Source organism: Allobosea sp. 67-29 (genome assembly GCF_001898115.1).
In the GTDB taxonomy this organism is placed as follows: Bacteria; Pseudomonadota; Alphaproteobacteria; order Rhizobiales; family Beijerinckiaceae; genus Allobosea.
Genome location: NZ_MKSQ01000007.1, coordinates 541,339 through 559,516, shown reverse-complemented (window position 1 = coordinate 559,516; position 18,178 = coordinate 541,339). Strand labels below are relative to the sequence as shown.

Annotated in this window: 21 protein-coding genes and 1 tRNA gene; 12 read left to right on the top strand and 10 right to left on the bottom strand. The window is 68.1% G+C overall.

Features of this window, described 5'->3' with window-relative positions; all coding sequences use genetic code 11:
• Window positions 1–99: 99 nt before the first annotated feature.
• Together BGO20_RS06370 and BGO20_RS06365 are read right to left on the bottom strand one after the other, a co-directional pair.
• Window positions 100–184 (bottom strand) — tRNA-Leu (locus BGO20_RS06370).
• Window positions 185–309: 125 nt separating this feature from the next.
• The gene (locus BGO20_RS06365) at window positions 310–579 is read right to left on the bottom strand and encodes a FliM/FliN family flagellar motor switch protein (protein ID WP_291661801.1); all 270 of its coding nucleotides are present in this window, start codon (window positions 577–579) and stop codon (window positions 310–312) included.
• A 136-nt stretch (window positions 580–715) separates the two neighbouring features.
• Here BGO20_RS06365 and lipB point away from each other — a divergent pair, with 136 nt between their 5' ends.
• From lipB to BGO20_RS06350, 3 genes are all read left to right on the top strand, one after another.
• Complete coding sequence (gene lipB, locus BGO20_RS06360; RefSeq protein WP_291661803.1) at window positions 716–1,420, top strand: lipoyl(octanoyl) transferase LipB; 705 nt, start codon at window positions 716–718, stop codon at window positions 1,418–1,420.
• A 67-nt stretch (window positions 1,421–1,487) separates the two neighbouring features.
• A complete protein-coding gene (locus BGO20_RS06355; RefSeq protein ID WP_291661805.1) occupies window positions 1,488–1,688 on the top strand; it encodes a hypothetical protein in 201 nt (66 codons plus the stop codon).
• Window positions 1,689–1,800: 112 nt separating this feature from the next.
• The gene (locus tag BGO20_RS06350; protein WP_291661806.1) at window positions 1,801–3,408 is read left to right on the top strand and encodes a carboxyl transferase domain-containing protein; all 1,608 of its coding nucleotides are present in this window, start codon (window positions 1,801–1,803) and stop codon (window positions 3,406–3,408) included.
• Between the two features lie 90 nt (window positions 3,409–3,498).
• Here the strand turns inward: BGO20_RS06350 and BGO20_RS06345 are convergent, their stop codons facing one another.
• The gene (locus BGO20_RS06345; RefSeq protein ID WP_291661808.1) at window positions 3,499–3,882 is read right to left on the bottom strand and encodes a DUF1801 domain-containing protein; all 384 of its coding nucleotides are present in this window, start codon (window positions 3,880–3,882) and stop codon (window positions 3,499–3,501) included.
• A 151-nt stretch (window positions 3,883–4,033) separates the two neighbouring features.
• On the opposite strand from BGO20_RS06345, the gene BGO20_RS06340 reads away from it, so the two are divergent.
• From BGO20_RS06340 to BGO20_RS06325, 4 genes are all read left to right on the top strand, one after another.
• On the top strand, window positions 4,034–4,927 hold the full coding sequence (locus tag BGO20_RS06340) for a dienelactone hydrolase family protein (protein WP_291661809.1): 894 nt from the start codon (window positions 4,034–4,036) through the stop codon (window positions 4,925–4,927).
• 122 nt (window positions 4,928–5,049) lie between these two features.
• A complete protein-coding gene (locus tag BGO20_RS06335; RefSeq protein ID WP_291661810.1) occupies window positions 5,050–5,811 on the top strand; it encodes an SDR family oxidoreductase in 762 nt (253 codons plus the stop codon).
• A gap of 97 nt (window positions 5,812–5,908) precedes the next feature.
• Window positions 5,909–6,595 carry a cation efflux transmembrane domain-containing protein gene (locus tag BGO20_RS06330; protein ID WP_291661811.1) on the top strand — a complete coding sequence of 229 codons (687 nt, stop codon included), beginning with the start codon at window positions 5,909–5,911 and terminating at the stop codon, window positions 6,593–6,595.
• A 31-nt stretch (window positions 6,596–6,626) separates the two neighbouring features.
• Window positions 6,627–8,612, top strand: a complete 1,986-nt coding sequence (locus BGO20_RS06325) for an acetyl-CoA carboxylase biotin carboxylase subunit (RefSeq protein ID WP_291661812.1) — start codon at window positions 6,627–6,629, stop codon at window positions 8,610–8,612.
• Window positions 8,613–8,765: 153 nt separating this feature from the next.
• Here BGO20_RS06325 and BGO20_RS06320 read toward each other — a convergent pair whose 3' ends face one another.
• Window positions 8,766–9,611, bottom strand: coding sequence for an aminoglycoside phosphotransferase family protein (locus BGO20_RS06320; protein WP_291661814.1), 846 nt, complete (start codon window positions 9,609–9,611; stop codon window positions 8,766–8,768).
• Window positions 9,608–10,375 carry an SDR family NAD(P)-dependent oxidoreductase gene (locus tag BGO20_RS06315; RefSeq protein ID WP_291661815.1) on the bottom strand — a complete coding sequence of 256 codons (768 nt, stop codon included), beginning with the start codon at window positions 10,373–10,375 and terminating at the stop codon, window positions 9,608–9,610. Before BGO20_RS06315 ends, BGO20_RS06320 begins: the two co-directional genes overlap by 4 nt.
• A 34-nt stretch (window positions 10,376–10,409) precedes the next feature.
• Between BGO20_RS06315 and BGO20_RS06310 the strand changes: the two genes are divergently transcribed.
• Window positions 10,410–10,766 carry a VOC family protein gene (locus tag BGO20_RS06310; protein WP_291661817.1) on the top strand — a complete coding sequence of 119 codons (357 nt, stop codon included), beginning with the start codon at window positions 10,410–10,412 and terminating at the stop codon, window positions 10,764–10,766.
• Window positions 10,767–10,831: 65 nt separating this feature from the next.
• Window positions 10,832–11,269: a DUF1489 family protein gene (locus tag BGO20_RS06305; protein WP_291661818.1), complete on the top strand. Its 438-nt coding sequence runs from the start codon at window positions 10,832–10,834 to the stop codon at window positions 11,267–11,269.
• Window positions 11,270–11,295: 26 nt separating this feature from the next.
• On the opposite strand, the gene BGO20_RS06300 is transcribed toward BGO20_RS06305, so the two are convergent.
• The 3 genes from BGO20_RS06300 to panC form a co-directional block, all read right to left on the bottom strand.
• Window positions 11,296–11,796, bottom strand: a complete 501-nt coding sequence (locus BGO20_RS06300) for a MarR family transcriptional regulator (RefSeq protein ID WP_291661820.1) — start codon at window positions 11,794–11,796, stop codon at window positions 11,296–11,298.
• 5 nt (window positions 11,797–11,801) lie between these two features.
• The gene (locus tag BGO20_RS06295) at window positions 11,802–12,269 is read right to left on the bottom strand and encodes a hypothetical protein (protein ID WP_291661821.1); all 468 of its coding nucleotides are present in this window, start codon (window positions 12,267–12,269) and stop codon (window positions 11,802–11,804) included.
• Between the two features lie 194 nt (window positions 12,270–12,463).
• Window positions 12,464–13,327, bottom strand: a complete 864-nt coding sequence (gene panC, locus BGO20_RS06290) for a pantoate--beta-alanine ligase (protein WP_465246000.1) — start codon at window positions 13,325–13,327, stop codon at window positions 12,464–12,466.
• Window positions 13,328–13,411: 84 nt separating this feature from the next.
• Between panC and BGO20_RS06285 the strand changes: the two genes are divergently transcribed.
• A complete protein-coding gene (locus BGO20_RS06285; protein WP_291661823.1) occupies window positions 13,412–14,152 on the top strand; it encodes a VWA domain-containing protein in 741 nt (246 codons plus the stop codon).
• On the top strand, window positions 14,149–14,868 hold the full coding sequence (locus tag BGO20_RS06280) for a DnaJ domain-containing protein (RefSeq protein WP_291661825.1): 720 nt from the start codon (window positions 14,149–14,151) through the stop codon (window positions 14,866–14,868). The genes BGO20_RS06285 and BGO20_RS06280 overlap by 4 nt, the downstream gene beginning before the upstream one ends.
• Window positions 14,869–14,923: 55 nt before the next feature.
• Here the strand turns inward: BGO20_RS06280 and BGO20_RS06275 are convergent, their stop codons facing one another.
• A complete protein-coding gene (locus BGO20_RS06275; RefSeq protein ID WP_291661827.1) occupies window positions 14,924–16,495 on the bottom strand; it encodes a serine hydrolase in 1,572 nt (523 codons plus the stop codon).
• Between the two features lie 375 nt (window positions 16,496–16,870).
• Here BGO20_RS06275 and BGO20_RS06270 point away from each other — a divergent pair, with 375 nt between their 5' ends.
• On the top strand, window positions 16,871–17,218 hold the full coding sequence (locus BGO20_RS06270) for a phasin family protein (RefSeq protein ID WP_291661829.1): 348 nt from the start codon (window positions 16,871–16,873) through the stop codon (window positions 17,216–17,218).
• Window positions 17,219–17,374: 156 nt separating this feature from the next.
• On the opposite strand, the gene BGO20_RS06265 is transcribed toward BGO20_RS06270, so the two are convergent.
• Entirely contained in the window at window positions 17,375–17,998 is a 624-nt protein-coding gene (locus BGO20_RS06265; protein WP_291661830.1) for a LysE family translocator, read from the bottom strand.
• Window positions 17,999–18,178 lie beyond the last annotated feature (180 nt).

Genomic DNA, 18,178 nt, shown 5'->3' with positions numbered 1-18,178 from the left:
GTCAGCCCGGCAACGCGCGAAGCGGCGAATCGCATGGCAGGCCGCAAACGACAACGGCGACCCTCGCGGGTCGCCGTTGTCGGGACTTGCATCCGAATTTGGTGCGGTCGAGAGGACTCGAACCTCCACGGGTCTCCCCGCTACCACCTCAAGGTAGTGCGTCTACCAGTTCCGCCACGACCGCAGCTCGGTTCCGGTTGCAGGCGGTGCATCCGGTGAGCGGCGCCGATCTAGCAAATCGAATCCGCCGCCACAAGAGTGTCATTGTGGAAAAGCGAAGCCTTTCGTCTTTTCCCTGAAAACTGCGCGTCAGGCGGCCTCCGCGACGGTCTCGAGGGTGTAGACGGTCGGGCGCTTCAGCATCTGGGTGATCTCGACCGAAATCTTCGCGCCGCTGACCACCACGATGCCCTTGGCGAAGGGGTGGTTGTTCGCGAGAATCTGGACTTCGTCCGTCTCGCTGGCATTGAGCTCGATGATGGCGCCGCGGCCGAGGCGCAGCAGCTTGTAGATCGGCATCTGGGTCTGCCCCAGCACGACAGTGAGCTCGACAGGAACGAGATCGAGATCGGCCTTCAAGTCCTGCCTCCGGAACCCTACTTCAGAATTGGACCAGCGAAACTTGCCTGCCGGCTGCTTTTGGGCGCAAGAGGCTCGGTGATGGTCGCGCCGGATGTCGCCGGCAGGGAAAGCTTGAACGAAACATGGTTAAGCCATGGTGAAGATGCGTGAGGAACTGGCCGTCTCATTCCTGCCGGAGGGAGTGTCGGAGCCGGTCGAATGGGTCGTGACCGAGGGGCTCACCGGCTATGACGAGGCCGTCGCCGAAATGGAGGCGCGCGCCGCGCTGATCGCGGACGGCGAGGCGCGCGAGCGGGTCTGGCTGGTCGAGCATCCGCCTCTCTATACCGCCGGCACTTCGGCGAAGGACGAGGATCTGATCGCGCCGGAGCGCTTCCCGGTGTTTCGCTCGGGCAGGGGCGGGCAGTTCACCTATCACGGTCCCGGCCAGCGCGTGGCCTATGTCATGCTCGACCTGAAGCGGCGCCAGCCCGACCTGCGCCGCTTCGTGGCGGCGCTCGAGGGCTGGCTGATCGGTGCGCTCGACGATTTCAACATCCGGGGCGAGCGGCGCGAGGACCGCGTCGGCGTCTGGGTGCGCCGGCCCGACCGCGGCGCGGATGTCGAGGACAAGATCGCGGCGATCGGGATTCGCGTGCGGCGCTGGGTCTCGTTCCACGGCATCTCGTTCAACGTCGATCCGGAGCTTTCCCATTTCGACGGCATCGTCCCCTGCGGCGTCAGCCGGCACGGCGTGACCTCGCTGGTGGATCTCGGATTGCCGGTATCGATGGCCGAGGCCGATTCGGTGCTGCGGGAAGCTTTCGAGCGGGTGTTCGGCCCCACCGTTTCGGTCTGATTTACCTCTCGTTAGCCATGCCGAACCCATTCTCGACCGGGGACTGGGCAAACGCATGGGGACGACGATGCGTGCTTTTCTTCTGGCGGGTGGCCTCACGGTCTTGCTCGCCGCCTGCAACACGACCGAGCAACGCATCGCCGGTGCTGCAGCCGGGGCGGGCGCCGGAGCGCTCGTCGGTGGCCCGATCGGCGCCGTAGCCGGCGGGGCGATCGGTGCCGTGGCGGCGCCATCCGTGACCGGCTCGATCAACAAGGCCAGCGACTGAGCTGCGCTTTCGGCGCGGAATTGCCCGGTCGCGTCCGGGCGTCCGCGCCGGTTGGCGTTTTCCGCAGGGCGCGCCATAACCTCGGCGGAGACCGTCGTCGAGGGAACGCGCCGTGCCAGTCATCGAGAGCAAGGTCGACCTGCATTCGGCCGAGACGCGAGCGAATTCGCAAGCCTGGGCCGCGCTGCGGGACGAGTTGCAGGAACGCCGCGCCACCGCCGCGCAAGGCGGGAACGCCCGCTCGCGCGAACGCCATACGGCGCGCGGCAAGCTTCTGCCCCGGGAGCGGGTGCTGCGCCTGACCGATCCGGGTTCGCCCTTCCTCGAGATCGGCTCGCTCGCCGCCTTCGGCATGTATGAGGGCGATGTCCATGCCGCAGGCATGATCGCCGGCATCGGCCGCGTCGCTGGGCGCGAATGCATGATCGTCTGCAACGATGCGACGATCAAAGGCGGCACCTATTACCCGATGACGGTGAAGAAGCATCTGCGCGCCCAGGAGATCGCGCGCGAGAATCGCTTGCCGTGCATCTATCTCGTCGATTCCGGCGGCGCGAACCTGCCGCACCAGACCGAGGTCTTCCCCGATCGCGAGCATTTCGGCCGCATCTTCTATAATCAGGCAACGCTTTCGGCCGAGGGCATCCCGCAGGTCGCGGTGGTGATGGGCTCCTGCACCGCCGGCGGCGCCTATGTGCCGGCGATGTCGGACGAGACGGTGATCGTCAGGAAGCAGGGCACGATCTTCCTCGGCGGCCCGCCGCTGGTGAAGGCCGCGACCGGCGAGGTCGTCTCGGCCGAGGATCTCGGCGGCGCCGATGTCCACGCCCGCCTCTCGGGCGTCGCGGACCATTATGCCGGCGACGATACCCATGCGCTCGCCATCGCCCGGCGCATCGCCGGCAACCTCAACAGCGTCAAGCGGCCCGATATCGACATCGCCGAGCCGGTCGAGCCTCTCTACGACCCGGCCGAGCTCGAGGCCGTCGTCCCGACCGACCTCAAGAAGCAGTACGATATCCGCGAGGTGATCGCGCGGCTCGTCGACGGCTCGGAGTTCGATGAGTTCAAGAAGCTCTACGGCACGACGCTGGTGACGGGCTTTGCCCGCATCCACGGCATCCCGGTCGGTATCATCGCCAATAACGGCATCCTGTTTTCCGAGAGCGCGCTCAAGGGCGCGCATTTCATCGAGCTTTGCTGCCAGCGGCGCATTCCGCTGCTCTTCCTGCAGAACATCACCGGCTTCATGGTCGGGCGCGATGTCGAGACCCGCGGCATCGCCAAGGACGGGGCCAAGCTCGTCACGGCGGTGGCCTCGGCGCGCGTGCCGAAGATCACCGTGCTGGTCGGCGGCTCGTTCGGTGCCGGCAATTACGGCATGTGCGGCCGGGCCTACAGCCCGCGCTTCCTGTTCACCTGGCCGAATTCGCGGATTTCGGTGATGGGCGGCGAGCAGGCGGCGAGCGTGCTCGCCACCGTGCGCCGCGACAATATCGAGGCAGAGGGCAAGAGCTGGCCTGCCGCGGAGGAAGAGGCCTTCAAGGCGCCGATCCGCGAGAAATACGAGGAGGAGGGCTCGCCGTATTTCGCCACCGCGCGGCTCTGGGACGACGGCATCATCCTGCCGTCCGAGACGCGCCGGGTGCTGGCGCTCGCCTTCTCGGCGACGCTCAATGCCGAAATCCCCGAGACGAGATTCGGCGTGTTCCGGATGTAACGGCACGAGCCGCAGCCGGCCTGCCGGTCATGCCGATTCCGGGTTTTGCTTCGGCCGGAAATTCGGACGAGCTGCTGCCGGGGCCGGTCGTCAGCGCTTGCGGGAGGCGTTCAGAGCGGATGCGGCGCGAATGAGCGCTACGAACGCCGTCTCCTCGATCGCCGCGCCTTCCCGGATGTCGATGGCTCGCCGGGTATTGCCCTCCAGGCTGGCGTTGAACAGCTTCGCCGGGTCGTCCAGCGCGGCGCCCTTGGCGAAGGTCAGCTTCACGACGGCCTTGTAGGTCTCGCCGGTGCAGATGATGCCGTGATGCGACCAGACCGGCACGCCACGCCATTTCCATTCCTCGACGATCTCGGGAACCGCCTGCCGGATCAGGTCGCGCATTCGCGCCAGCGTCGCCCCGCGCCAGTCGCCGAGTTCGGCGATCCGTGCGTCGATCAACTCTGCGGCGTTCGTCCCGGGGTGCTGCATCCGTCGTCTCCTGCTGGCCGGCCGCAACCTGCCGCTTGCCGACGCGCCGGGCAAGTGATCACGCCACTGTGACCTCCGCCGTAGGGCGGCGCTGCTTGGCAGATGGGCTCCGGCCCCGCAGTCTCCGCGCTTCCAGCCAGGGAGCGCCGTGATGCCCGCATCGACCAGGACCGCCGCAAGGGAAGCACTCGAGGGACTCGACGGATTGGTCAGCGAGCCTTTCTCACGGCGAGGCTTCGTGATGACTGGTCTGATCAGCGGTTTCACGCTGGCCACCACCGTCGTCCACGGCCAGACGATCAAGACCGACGTCAACGGCCTCGTCGCCGGCGAAGTGAAGATCCCGACTGCCGATGGTGAGCTGCCGGGCTATCGCGCCATGCCGGAAGGCGCGGGTCCTTTCCCGGTCATCCTCGTCGTCGAGGAGATCTTCGGCGTTCACGAATACATCAAGGACATCTGCCGGCGCCTCGCCAAGCTCGGCTACTGCGCCGTGGCGCCGGAACTCTATGCCCGGCTCGGCGACCTCTCGAAGATGACGGATGCGCAGGTCATCGTGCGCGATGTCATCTCGAAGGCTCCGGATGCGACGCTCTTGTCCGATCTCGATTCGACGGCGAGATGGGCTGCGGCCTCCTCGAAGGGCGATGCCGCCCGGCTTGGCATCACCGGCTTCTGCCGGGGCGGGCGAGCGGTCTGGCTCTATGCCGCGCACAACCCGCAGGTGAAGGCCGCCGTCGCCTGGTACGGGCCGCTCGGCGGCAACCGCAGCGACATTCAGCCGAAGACGGCCGCCGATGTCGTCGGGGATCTCAAGGCGCCGGTGCTCGGGCTCTATGGCGGGGCCGATAACGGCATCCCTGTCGCCAGCGTCGAGGCCCAGCGCGAGGCGGCGAAGACGGCGGGAAAGACGGTCGAGATCGTGATCTTCCCCGACACGCCGCATGGTTTTCACGCCGATTATCGGCCGAGCTACCGCAAGGCGCAGGCCGAGGATGGCTGGGCCCGGATGCTGGCCTGGTTCAAGCGCTACGGCGTCGCCTGACGCGACCGCCGATATCCGCAGCCGACGCCGGCACGGCCTGCGCCGGCCGCTCTTCCTTGTCGCGGGCCTGCGCTTATGCTTTGGGTCGAAACGATTGAATCCCAAGAAGCACGAGGAAACGCATGGCCACTCACGACAAGGTCGCGATCATCACGGGTGCCGGCTCGGGCGTCGGCCGGGCGGTCGCCATCGCCTTCCTGAAGGACGGGTACCGCACGGTTCTGGCGGGGCGCCGGGCGGATGCGCTGGAGGAGACGATCGCGCTTTCCGGCGTCGAGAAGGGTCGTGCGCTCGCCGTCCCCACCGACGTGACCGACAAGGCTTCGGTCGAGAACCTGTTCGCGAAGACCCGGGACGCTTTCGGCCGGGTCGACGTGCTGTTCAACAATGCCGGGGTCAACGCTCCGGGCGGCGTGCTGCTGGAAGACCTTTCCCTCGACGATTGGCAGAAGGTCGTCGACACCAACCTGACCGGCCCGTTCCTGTGCACGCAGGCGGCCTTCCGGGCGATGAAGGACCAGGAGCCGCGCGGCGGGCGCATCATCAACAACGGCTCGATTTCGGCGCAGGTGCCGCGGCCGAACTCCGTCGCCTATACGGCGACCAAGCATGCGATCTCGGGCCTGACCAAGACCGCTTCGCTCGACGGGCGCAAATACGACATCGCGGTCGGCCAGGTCGACATCGGCAACGCGCTGACCGACATGGCGCGGCGGATGACCACCGGCGTGCCGCAGGCGGACGGCTCGACCAAGGTCGAGCCGGTGATGGATGTCGAGCATGTCGCGACCACGGTGCTGCATATGGCGGGGCTGCCGCTCGACGCCAACATCCTCTTCGTCACGGTGATGGCGACGAAGGCCCCGCTCGTCGGCCGCGGCTGAGGACAGGACGCTTTCGTCAGGCCGGGCTTGACCCGGGTGTCTCGTCCGGCTGGATGATGGGATCCCCGGGGCAAGCCCGAGCATGACGGGAGCCGGGATGACAACGATCGAGAAGGCGCCCGTCGTTGCCGCAGCACCCGGAACGGAGCGTCGTGTCGCCCGCGCCTATACGCTGACGATCTGGGGTATCGCGCTCGGCATCCTGATCCAGGCGGTGGCGACCGTCGCCTGGGCGCTCGCCGTCGGCAACGCCCAGCTCTTCAAGGACGGCGTGGACTGGGTCTACGACGTCGCGCTCTACGGCATCGCCGCGGTCGTGTTCGGCCGCGATGCGCGGATCGAGCGCCTTGCGGCGATCGCGATCGGCGCCGTCATGGCGGTGGCCGGGCTGCATACGCTCTACGACCTCTGGGACAAGATCGTCCGGCCAAGGCCGATCGAGATCTGGACGCTCGGCTTCGCGGCGGCGAGCGCGATCATTATCGCCTTCCTCGTTGTCGTCGCGCTCTGGCGCTTCCGGCGCGAGGACAATCCGGTCATCAAGGCAACCTGGCTGTCGAGCCGCAACGACACCATCTCGACGACCGGCTTCGCGCTGGTCGGGCTTGCCGCCCGTGTCGCGCCGATGCGCTGGCCGGAATATCTGTTCGACCTCGTCGTCACCGGCATCTGCTTCCAGGCGACCTGGGCGATCTGGCGCTCGCTGCGGCGGAGCGAGGAGGCAGAAGCGTCCCAATCCGGTTTGCGCAACAAGGCGCAGACAGACGCAACGGGCGGGCTATAAAGGCGGCACGTCTTCCGAGGATGCCGCCGCCATGACGATCGCCGCCAAGCTGCCTTCCATCCTGATCGCCAATCGCGGCGAGATCGCCTGCCGCGTGATCCGCACGGCAAGGCGGCTCGGCCTGCGCACCATCGCCGTCTATTCCGATGCCGATGCCGAGGCACTGTTCGTGCAGATGGCGGACGAGGCCTATCATATCGGCCCGGCGCCTGCCCGGGAGAGCTATCTCGATGCGAACAAGATCCTCGCGGTCGCGAAACAGGCCGGCGCCGCCTGCATCCATCCGGGCTACGGCTTCCTCTCCGAGAATGCCGAATTCGCCGATGCCTGCGCGGCGGCGGGCATCGTCTTCGTCGGCCCACCGGCCTCCGCGATCCGGGCCATGGGCCTGAAGGACGCCGCCAAGGCGCTGGTCGAGAAGGCGAGCGTGCCGGTGGTGCCGGGCTATCACGGCGCCGAGCAGGGCGCCGATTTCCTCCGCTCGGAAGCGCGGCGCATCGGTTACCCCGTGCTGATCAAGGCGGTCGCCGGCGGCGGCGGCAAGGGCATGAAGAAGGTCGACCGGCCCGAGGATTTCGACGATGCGCTGACCAGCGCCCAGCGCGAGGGGCAAAACGCCTTCGGTGATGCGCGCGTGCTGGTCGAGAAATACGTGCTCTCGCCGCGCCATGTCGAAATCCAGGTCTTCGGCGACGGCCACGGCAATGTCGTGCATCTCTACGAGCGTGATTGCTCGCTGCAGCGGCGCCACCAGAAGGTGATCGAGGAGGCGCCCGCGCCGGGCATGAGCGCGGAGGTCCGCGCCGCGATGGGCAAGGCCGCGACCGAGGCCGCCAAGGCTGTCGGCTATGTTGGAGCCGGCACGGTGGAATTCATCGCCGACGGGCGCGACGGACTGAAGGCCGATGGCTTCTGGTTCATGGAGATGAACACACGTCTTCAGGTCGAGCATCCCGTGACCGAGGCGATCACCGGGCTTGACCTCGTCGAATTGCAGCTGAAGGTCGCGGCCGGCGAGCCGCTCGGCTTCACGCAGGCCGATGTGACGGCGTCCGGCCATGCCGTCGAGGCGCGGCTCTATGCGGAGGATCCGGAGAAGGGGTTCCTGCCCTCGACGGGCAAGCTCTGGGCCTTGAGTTTCCCGCATGGCGAGGGCATCCGCATCGATACCGGCGTCGAGGCCGGCGATACGGTGACACCGTTCTACGACCCGATGATCGCCAAGGTGATCGCCCATGGCGCGACGCGCGACGAGGCGCTCGACCGGCTCGGCGCGGCTCTGAGCGAGACGGTGGTCGCCGGCCCGCGCACCAATCTCGCCTTCCTGAAGAAGCTGACCGAGGCGGAGGGCTTCCGGAAGGGGCCGTTCGATACCGGCTTCATCGACCGCAATATCAGCGCGCTCGGCGCCGAACCGCAGCCGCTCGATGCAGCGGCAGTGGCGGCCGCCGCCTTGCAATTGGAAGAAGAGCGGCAGGAGGTCGGGATCGTCGAGGCGGCCGGGCGCGCGGAGGGCGAGGCGCGCTCGCCCTGGCTCGACCCGGATGCCTTCTCGCTGATGCCGCGACAGCCGCTGGGGCTGCCGCTGCTGGTGGATGGCGAGCGGGTCGAGGCCCGGATCGAATGGCATGGCGAGGACGCGCGCGTCAGCCTGCCGGGCCACGAGATCGGCGAGGGCGAGCATGAGGTTTCCCTGGCCGAGGGCGAGGGCGGCACCTGGTACGCGCTGCATCGCGGCCGGCAGACGGCCGTGTCGCTGTTCGATCCCTTCAGCGTCGATCTCGATGCCGCGGCGGGCTCCGGCGGCGTGGTCAAGGCGCCGATGCATGGCAAGCTCGTCGCGCTGTTCGTCGCGCCGGGCGAAGCGGTGACCAAGGGCCAGCGCCTCGCCATCGTCGAGGCGATGAAGATGGAGCATGTGCTGACCGCCCCGCGCGACGGCACGGTCAGCGAGGTCGCCGGCGAACCCGGGATGCAGGTCGCCGAGGGTGCGAAGGTGGTCGTGCTCGGAGAATAGGCGAGCCGGCGGAATCGGTTGCGGCCGACCGTTTCGTTTTTGATTCAACCGCTGTTCGTCGTGCGCCGGCTTGTCCCGACCAGCCACCTGCTCGTCCATCGGAGGCGGAGCTGGAGAAGGGCTGCTCGCCACGCGGGCGAGCGCGACGATATGCTACGCGTCCAGCGCAGCAGCGGCCTGTGCCAGGATCGTCAGGTTGATTTCCGCCAGCGGGTCTTCGTCTTCGAGGAACCAGCTGGCCGACAGACCGCACCAGGCGATGATCCAGCGCAGCAATCGCCGACGCTCCAGCCCGGATTTCGCCAGCACGATCTCCAGCCTGCGCTCGAAGGCGCCCGGCGCGACGGCGACCGGCGGCTCGGGATCGGCGAGGTCCGGGTCGCAGAACAGGATCGTGTATTCGAAGGCGCGGTCGCCGATCACCGCTTTCGGATCGATGGCGAGCCAGCCACGCTCCCCGAAATCGAGGACGTTGTCGTGATGCAGATCGGCATGGAGCGGCGTGATCTCCTGCTGAGCCGCCAGCAGCTCGCTCGCCTCGGCCGCGGCCCGGCCGAGCAGACCGCCACGCTTCGCCGCTGCGGGAGCGAGGTCCTTGAACCAGACGTCCAGCGGGATCAGCCCCGTGGGAACCGGGTCTCGCGGCTTCTGCAGGGATGCGATGGCATCGCAGAGGATGGCGGTGGCTTCATCGTCACCCATGGCTCCGCTGCGGGCCATGGCCGCAAGCGATCGCCGGCCGGTGGCACGCTCGATCAGCATGGCCTCGCCATCCTCGCCGCGGGCAAGCAGGCGGGCGGCGCCGTCGCCGTTCCAGTACTCCAGGGGCAGGTAGCCGCGCCGCTCGTCCTCGACATCCGGGAGTTTCAGCATCGCCGGCAGGCCGCCGCGTTTCACGGGCAGCAGGTGGCTGGCATGGGTCCTGATCGGCTCGCCAGCCGGGACAAGGCCCCAGCATGCGAGCCAGTGTTCGAAGACCTTCGTGGATACCCGGCTCATCCCCGTCCGATCACCGGGAACTGCTCGGCTTCGTAGATCTGGCCGGAGACCGGTGCGCTCTCGTCGGACAGCCAGAATGCGGTATGGGCGGCGATTTCCTCCGGCTGCATGATGCGGCCGGTCGGGGCATCGCGCAGCGGAAGATGGTTCTGCCAGCCGGCTTCACGGCCCTCGCGCCGCTGGGTCGCGTCCTCGTTGGCGGTCCAGGTCCAGCCGACATTGAGCTGGTTGGCGCGGATGCGCTCGGGGCCGAGCGTGTTGGCGAGGTTGCGCGTCATCGTCATCAGCGCGCCCTTCGACATCGAATAGACGGTGAGGTTCGACAGGCCGCAATAGGCGTTGATCGAACCGACCGTGACGATGGCGCCCGGCGATTTCTGCCGGCGGAAGGCGCGGATCGCCGCCTCCGCGCAGAGCAGCGGAGCGCGGGTGTTGATCGCGAAGATGTGGTCGAAGAACGCCGCGGTGGTCTCGCCGAGGATGCCGCGCGGATAGATGCCGGCATTGTTGACCAGCCCGTCGAGGCGGCCGAAGGCGTCGATGGCGGCGTCGATGATGGCCTGTGCCGTGTCGGGCTCGGCGAGGTCGCCCGTCGTCCCTTTGGTGGCGGAGCCGAGTCGGGCGACGGCGGCATCGACCTCGGCTTTGTCGCGGCCATGGATGACGACCTTCGCGCCTTCGGCGACCAGCCGTTCCGCCATCGCATAGCCGATGCCGGTCGAGGAGCCGGTGACGAGGATGACCTTGTCTGCAAGTCCGCGCATGATGACGTGTCCGTGGCCTGTCCGGGAGGAGTGAATGACGGTGAAGCGTATCGTGGCGAACATGCTAACCGCCGAACCGGGCCGCGCGAAGTCTTTCTACGGCGGCATTTTCGACATGCACCCCGTCATGGACCATGGCTGGATCCAGACCTACGCGGCCGGCGGCGACCCGGCCGGTGCCCAACTCAGCTTTGCGGGCGAGGGCGGCTCGGGCGCGCCGGTGCCGGATCTGTCGATCGAAGTGGAGGACCTAGACTCGGTTCTGGCAAAGGTCGAGGCGGCCGGGTTCCCGATCGAATATGGCCCGGCGGAGGAGCCGTGGGGCGTGCGGCGCTTCTTTCTGCGCGATCCCTTCGGGCGGCTCGTCAACGTGCTGGCCCACCGTGCCTGAAGCCGGGCTGTGGAGAAGCGCGGCGGCCGCTGGCCGGGCGCTCCGCCGGGGATTATTTTGTGGCGATGGCCCTTCACCTGCTCAAGCTCTGCGTTGGCGCGGAATCGATCACCGATCTCGAGGAGTGGATCGAGGAACGGATGGACCAGCGCCGGGCGCGCGGAGAGCCGATCGAACAACTGCACACGACGCGCATGGTGCCGAAGAAGATCGAGGACATCCTCGACGGCGGCTCGCTCTACTGGGTGATCAAGGGCCAGATCGGGGCCCGCCAGCGCCTGATCGACATCAGGCCCTTCACCGACCCGGAGGGGATCGGCCGCTGCCATCTGGTGATGGAGCCGGTGGTCGTGCCGGTGGAGCCGCGCCCCTTCCGGCCGTTCCAGGGCTGGCGCTATCTGCAGGCCAAGGACGCGCCGCGCGATCTCGCCGAGCATGGCGGCGATCTCGGCGAGATGCCGGAGGCGATGCGGCGCGAGCTGGCGGTGCTGGGGCTGCTGTAATCGCCGCCCTCGGGGTCTGCGTCGCGCTAGCTCGGCGCCGCCCTCCCGCGGACCCTTGCGCTGTCGGCTGCCACGATCTCCTCGGTCGATCGCACGAGCAGATCGGTGCTGCGCGTCAGGAAATCGGTGACCAGGCGGAGCGTCTCGTGGTCGAAGCTCGACCAAAGTGCCTGCATGGCGATGCGGCGCGGTTCGTAGGCGGCCTCGATCGGCGCCGTCGCAGCCCGTTCCACGCTGATCAGCACCCGTCTGCGATCGGCCTCGTCGCGGCGGCGGGCGACGTAGCCGCGCGCCACCAGCCTGTCGACCAGTGCCGTCACCGAGCCCGACGTCAGGCCGGTGGCGGCTGCGAGCGCGCCGGCCGTGACGGTCTCGCGCAGGAAAATGAGGTCGAGCACTTCCAGATCGGTCGGATGCAGGCCGAAATGCTTGGCCATTGCGGCGCTGCTGAGCACGCTCTGCGCTCCCATCCGCCTCATGGCGTCGCCGAGCAGGCGCAGCAGCTCATCCTTGTCGCGATCGGGCATCGCGATCAGATCCCGGCCTTCTGTATCGCTGTCCAGAAGGCCGCGAGCAGCGCGGCCAAGGTCGCGAGATCGAGCGGCATCCTGAAGCGGCTGCGGCGGGTCCAGCGCAGCGCTGCTTCCCGAGAGAAGGTTGCCGCTTCGGCCCGCTCGAAGGCGAGGGCTTTCGGAATGAAGTCGAAGGCCGACCAGAGGCGCATCGCCGCATGGGCGGCGAGCGCGAGCAGCAGCAAACGCCGGACATCCCCGTCTCCCCAGGCGACCGTCAGCGCCGCGAGGAGCAGAATCTCGAAGACCATATGCGCCGGGATCCAGAAGCGCTTGCGCGATACTCCGCCATGCATCGGCTGAACCAGCGTGGGACGGCGCGGCCAGGCCGGGTCGATCACGATGAACTCATAGAGCCCGCCGCCGATTTCGATCGCGGCGGCCAGGATCGCCAGTCCAATGACAATCTCCGCAGCTGTTGGCGCCATCCCGACTCCTCCTTGCAACAATGCGCGAGCGGAGCATGACCCGATTTATCTTGATGATCAAGATAATTGACCGCGATGCGGCCATGGGCACTCGCTCTGTCCGGCGCGCGGCAGCGCAGGGCGTTGGGAAGGCGCTGGACCGGGCGGGTCTGCAAAGCCGTGGCGCCGCTTCGGCGCACTGCCGCGGCCGCCGCTCAGACGGCGATGTTGTCGATCAATCGCGTGCTGCCGATGCGCGCAGCGAGCAGCAACCGGATCGGCCCGTCGGTCAAGGCGGTGACCGGGGCCAGCGTCTCGGCGTGGCGGGCTTCGAGATAGTCGAGCTCGAAGCCGGCGGTGATGATCTCATTCTGGGCGTCGGCGACCGCCTGGAAGAGCGGATCCTCGTTGCGGATGCGGGCCGCGAGGTCCTGCATCACGCGATGGAGGGCCGGCGCCAGGGCGCGATGCTCGGCCGAGAGATAGCGGTTGCGCGAGGACATGGCGAGCCCGTCCGCCTCGCGGATCGTCGCGAGCGGGACGACGCGGATGCCGAGATCGAGATCTTCAGCCATGCGGGTGACGACCTTGAGCTGCTGGTAGTCCTTCTCGCCGAAGATCGCATAATCGGCGCGCGATTGGGTGAAGAGCTTGCAGCAAATCGTTGCGACGCCTTCGAAATGGGTCGGTCGGAAGCGATCTTCCAACCCGACCGCGGCCGGGCCCAGCAGCAGCACGCGGGTCGCGAAGCCGGCCGGATACATCTCCTCGACCGAGGGAAAGAAGACCGCGTCCGCGCCCGCGGCGACGAGCTTGGCGCAATCCTCGTCGAAGGTGCGCGGATACTTCTTGAAGTCCTCATGCGGCGCGAATTGCGTCGGGTTGACGAAAATCGAGACGATGATGCGTCGCGCATGGCGCCGACCTTCCGTCACGAGCGCGATATGGCCTTCATGCAAGGCGCCCATGGTCGGAACCAGCGCGACCTCTTCGCCGGCCGCATGCCAGCCGCCGACCGCTTCACGCATGGCCGCGACCGTCTCGAAAATCGTGATCCCAGCCACAATCGTCTCCTCCATCCGACGGACGGGTAGCAAATGCGGCCGCGCTGGCCAATATCAGGATCCGGAGACGACGCGATTCAGGAAGGCCGCCGGCAGATCATGGGCGAACGGAACGACCGGGCCGTAGGGAAGGCCACCGGCAGCACGCCGGCGGAGACATCGAAGCCGGGCGACATCGACCGCTTTCTCGGCGCGGCCAAACGGCTGGCGCCGCTGGCTGCCGGGACGGCCGGGCGGCTCGTCTTCGCGCTGGATGCGACGATGAGCCGGCAGCCGACATGGGATCTCGCCTGCACGTTGCAGGGGAGAATGTTCGAGGTGGCGGCGGAGAGCGGCGGCCTTGCGGTGCAGCTCGTCTATTTCCGCGGCATTGGCGAGTGCCGCGCCTCCGGCTGGGTCGGCGAGCCCGAGCGCCTCAAGGGCCTGATGGGGCGGATCGCCTGCGAGGGCGGCCAGACCCAGATCGCCAGGGTACTGCGGCATGTCAGGGACGAGGCGCGCAGCGTGCCGATCCGCGCCTTCGTGCTCGTCGGCGATGCGATGGAGGAGGACGCCGACGCGCTTGCTGCGCTGGCGGGCGAACTCGGTTTGCGCGGCATTCGCGGCTTTGCCTTCCAGGAAGGGCATGATCCGGCGGCGAGCACGGCCTTTGCCATGATCGCCCGGCTGACGGGCGGCGCGCATGCGCGCTTCGATGTCGGCGCGCCGGCCTCCCTTCTCGAATTGCTGCGCGGCGCGGCCGCCTATGCCGCCGGCGGGCGCGAGGCGATGCTGCGGCTGGCTGCGGCGAGCCCGGCCGTCAAAGGGCTGCTGGCGTCGATGGAAGGGCCGCGCCGGTGAGCCTGCTCTACGGTGTCGCCGTCCTGATCCTGGTCTGGTGGCTGGCGAAGCTCTTCGCCGGGGCCAATCCGAAGGTCCTCGCCAAGCTCGGCAAGACGGCGGGGGGCGTCGCATCGCTGGGCGTCGCCGCCCTGCTGATGGCGCGCGGCCGCATGGACATGGCCGTTTTCCTCGGCGGCATCGGCGCCTGGCTGCTCGGCTGGAGTGCGACGGGCCCGGGCGGCATCCGCTTTCCCTGGGCCGACCGCGGCGGGCCGACGCCGGGCGCCACCTCCAAGGTCGGGTCGATCCTGCTGGAGATGGAGCTCGACCATGACAGCGGCGCGATGCGCGGCAAGGTCCGGAGCGGCGCCTATGCGGGGCGCGACCTGGACAGCCTCGAACCGGCCGAGCTCAGCGCGCTGATGCGGGATTGTCTGGCGCGGGACCCGGATGGGGCCCGGCTGCTAGAGGCATATCTCGACCGCCGGTCGCCCGGCTGGCGTGAAGACGCTCAGGGTGACCGTGACCCTGGGCAGCGCGGCGCGCCGGGCGCGGGCGCGATGACGCAGCAGGAGGCCTACGAGATCCTGGGGCTTCAGGCGGGGGCGGGCGAGGAGGCGATCCGCGAAGCCCACCGGGCTCTGATGAAGCGCATTCACCCGGATGCCGGCGGCACGAGCGGCCTTGCCGCTCGCGTCAATCAGGCCAAGGACGTCCTTCTGAAGCGGGGGTAGCGCCGGGTTCTGGGAGTAGGTCGGCGACATGGCATGAACTCCTTTCCCGGACCGGTCAGCTCTTCGTGGCGAAGCAGGAGAAGCCGCCGCGCTTCAGCTTGGCGCAGGCGCTCTGCGCCTCCTTCGAGTCGTCGAAGCCGGCGAAGCGGGCGCGGAAGAGCGTGGAGCCGCCCTTCTCGACCTTCTCGGTGAAAGGCGAGGCGCTGGCGAGGGAGCTCGCGGCCTTGGCCCGGGCGCGGGCCAGGATTTCCTTGGCCTTGGACTCGTCATCGGTGGCGCCGAGCTGGATGACCCATTTGCCGGAGGCGACGACGGCGGCCTGGTGCGACATGGCCGGAGCGGGCTCGGGCGCCTGGACCCGGACGGGTGCGGGCTCGGCCTTGCGGGCGACGCTGGTGGCGGCCGGCTCGGCCTTGGCCTCGGCGACCTTCACCGGTGCCGCGACCGGTTCCGGCAGCTTGGCGATCGAGGAGGTCGTGTCGACATTCGCCGGCGGCCGCAGGACCTTGGCATCGGCCGGCTGGGCGCCGATCGACCAGCGCATCGCCGACGGCGTCGTGGTCGCGGTGACCGGGCGCATGTTGGAGATCTGCAGCGGCTGGCCGGCGGGAACCGGGCGCGGCGGCGCGATCGGGGTCTGGGTCGGCATCGGGGCATAGGCCCGGGCGACGGCCGGCAGCGGCGCCGCGACCGTCTCGGGCCGGGGAACGGGGACGGGAACCGGTTCGGCGGCGGCGACGCGCGGGCGCTCCTCCGGACGGACGCGCTCCTCGGGGCGCGGACGCTCCTCGCGCTCGGGCGCCTCGGCGACCATCACCGACGAATGGCCGCCGGTCGCGGCCCGGGGCAGGTTGGCGAGCACGAGATCGGTCATGATCTTGTCGCGGGAGGCGCCGGAACGGCCGCCGAGCACGACGGAGACGATCTGGTGGCCGTCCGACTTGGCGGAGGTCATCAGGTTGAAGCCGGAGGCGCGGGTATAGCCCGTCTTGATGCCGTCGACGCCCTCGACCTTGCCGAGCAGGCGGTTATGGCCGCGGATCGTGCGGCTGCCGTACTGGAAGGCGCGCGTCTGGAAGAGCGGGAAATAGCGCGGGAAACGCTCCTGGATGGCACGGGCGAGGATGGTCAGATCGCGCGCCGTCGTCAGGTTCGGCGGCGAATGCGGCAGGCCATGCGGGTTGTAGAACCGCGTCGAGCTCATGCCGAGCGACCGCGCCTTCCGCGTCATCATCTCCGCGAAGGCGTCCTCGGAGCCGGCGATGTTCTCTGCCACCACGACGGAGGCGTCGTTGGCGGAGAGCGTGATCATGCTTCGGATCGCGTCGCCGACCGACAGCGTCGTGCCGGCGCGAAGGCCGAGCTTGGTCGGAGGTTGGGAGGCGGCGTAGGACGAGACCTTGAGCTCGGAATCCATGTCGAGCCGGCCGCGCTCCATCTGCTCGAACAGCAGGTAGAGCGTCATGACCTTGGTCAGCGATGCCGGGATACGCGGCGCGTCGGCGTTCACCGCATGTAGCGTGCGGCCGCTCTTCACATCGACGACCATCGCGGCATAGGGCGGCGTGTAACCGCCGCCGGAGGCGTGATGGCGGCGCTTGCGCGCCTCTGCGGGGGAGGCGGCCATCGTAGCTGCGACGGCGACCACCCCGATCAGTCCGGCGACGACCCGCAGACGCGGCCGCCGCAACCCAACGCAACCAAAAACCATGAAACGCCCCGAACTCAGAACTCACAAGTCCGACCCGCGCGCCATGACGTGGCGCGAAGGACACAGCAGGAGAGGTTAGGGGGATGCGGTTACGGAGCCGTTAAAAGTTGAACGGTTGCGGTCGGAACGATCTGCGTTTGGTGCATTGCAGCGTTCTCTTGACATTCATGTTGCGCTGCACAATATAGCGGCAGTCCCCGGTGGTGATCTCTTCATACGACCTTGGGGCGACACGACCGAGCCGCGCGGCTCGCCACCAGAGTCGGCACCCCAGAGTGCCAGGAGAAAACCATGATGCAGCAGTTCGAGACCTTCCAGAAAGCCTCCAAGGACAACGTCGACGCCGCCCTGAAGGCTTTCGGCGCCACCTCCAAGGGTGTCCAGACCATCGCCGTCGAGGCCACCGACTATGCCAAGAAGTCCTTCGAGGCCGGCACCGCCACGCTCGAGAAGCTCGCTGGCGTGAAGACCTTCGACAAGGCGCTCGAGATCCAGGCCGACTACGTCAAGACCGCTTTCGAGGGCGCCGTCGCCCAGATGACCAAGATGGGCGAGCTCTACACCGCCCTCGCCAAGGACGCCTACAAGCCGTTCGAAGGCATCGTCGCCAAGGCCGTCCCGGCTGCTGCCGGCAAGTGATCTGCGGCGACTGATCCAGTGGCGCGGCTCTTCCGCGCCGCCGGTGCTCCCTAGAGTTCAGTTGCGTTTTAGAGCCCCGGCCCGCAAGGCCGGGGTTTTTGTTTGTGCGGTAGGGCCTTGTCGCAAAGGCCGCGGGCGTTTCCGATGCGCCGCTGCTCAAGCCCGGCCGCTCAGCAGCTTCAAGCCCGCCAGCCCAAAGAACACTCCGAGCGCGGCATCGATCCAACGGCGCGCGCGGCCATAAGCCGCGACGACCACGTTGTTCGAAAAGGCCACGGCGTAAGCGACATGGCCGACCACCGAGAGGACGGTGGTGCCGGCGACGATGACGACGGCGGCGTATGCGGGGGCCGATTGGGGCAGGCCGATCGACATGATCGCGAGCCATGTCAGGGCGGCCTTCGGGTTCGTCATCTGGACGACGAGGCCTCGCAGGAACAGCGCCGGATGGTCGGCTTCGTCCGCCCCGGCCCGGCGCATCGGCTGGCTCGAAGCAGCCGATCGAAAGGCCTTCAGCGACAGCCACAGCAGATAGAGGCCGCCCACGATCTTGATGATCGTCAGGGCGGCGGCATAGGCGGCGATCAGGGCGGTGAGCCCGATCGCAGTCATCGACGCCCAGAGCAGCGAACCCGCCGATATCCCCATCGCCAGCGCGATGCCGGCCTTTCTGCCCTGCGCCATCGACGCTCCGATCACGGACAGGATGTTCGGGCCGGGACTGAGCATGCCGAGCGCAAAGGCGCCGAACGCCAGGCCGATCTGTGCAAGAGAATCCATGATCTCACCTTTCGACGGCTGCGACGCTGGCGGGGCGATATAGCGCGTTCCCGTGTCGGTTGACGTCAGCTACGGAGCGCGGATACGCGCCCAGGCGGGCGACCCTTCCTGCCGGCGCATGGCCGCGGCGTCTTTTGAACCGATTGAAAACAGGTGCGATTGAGCGCATCTCTAGGCGGA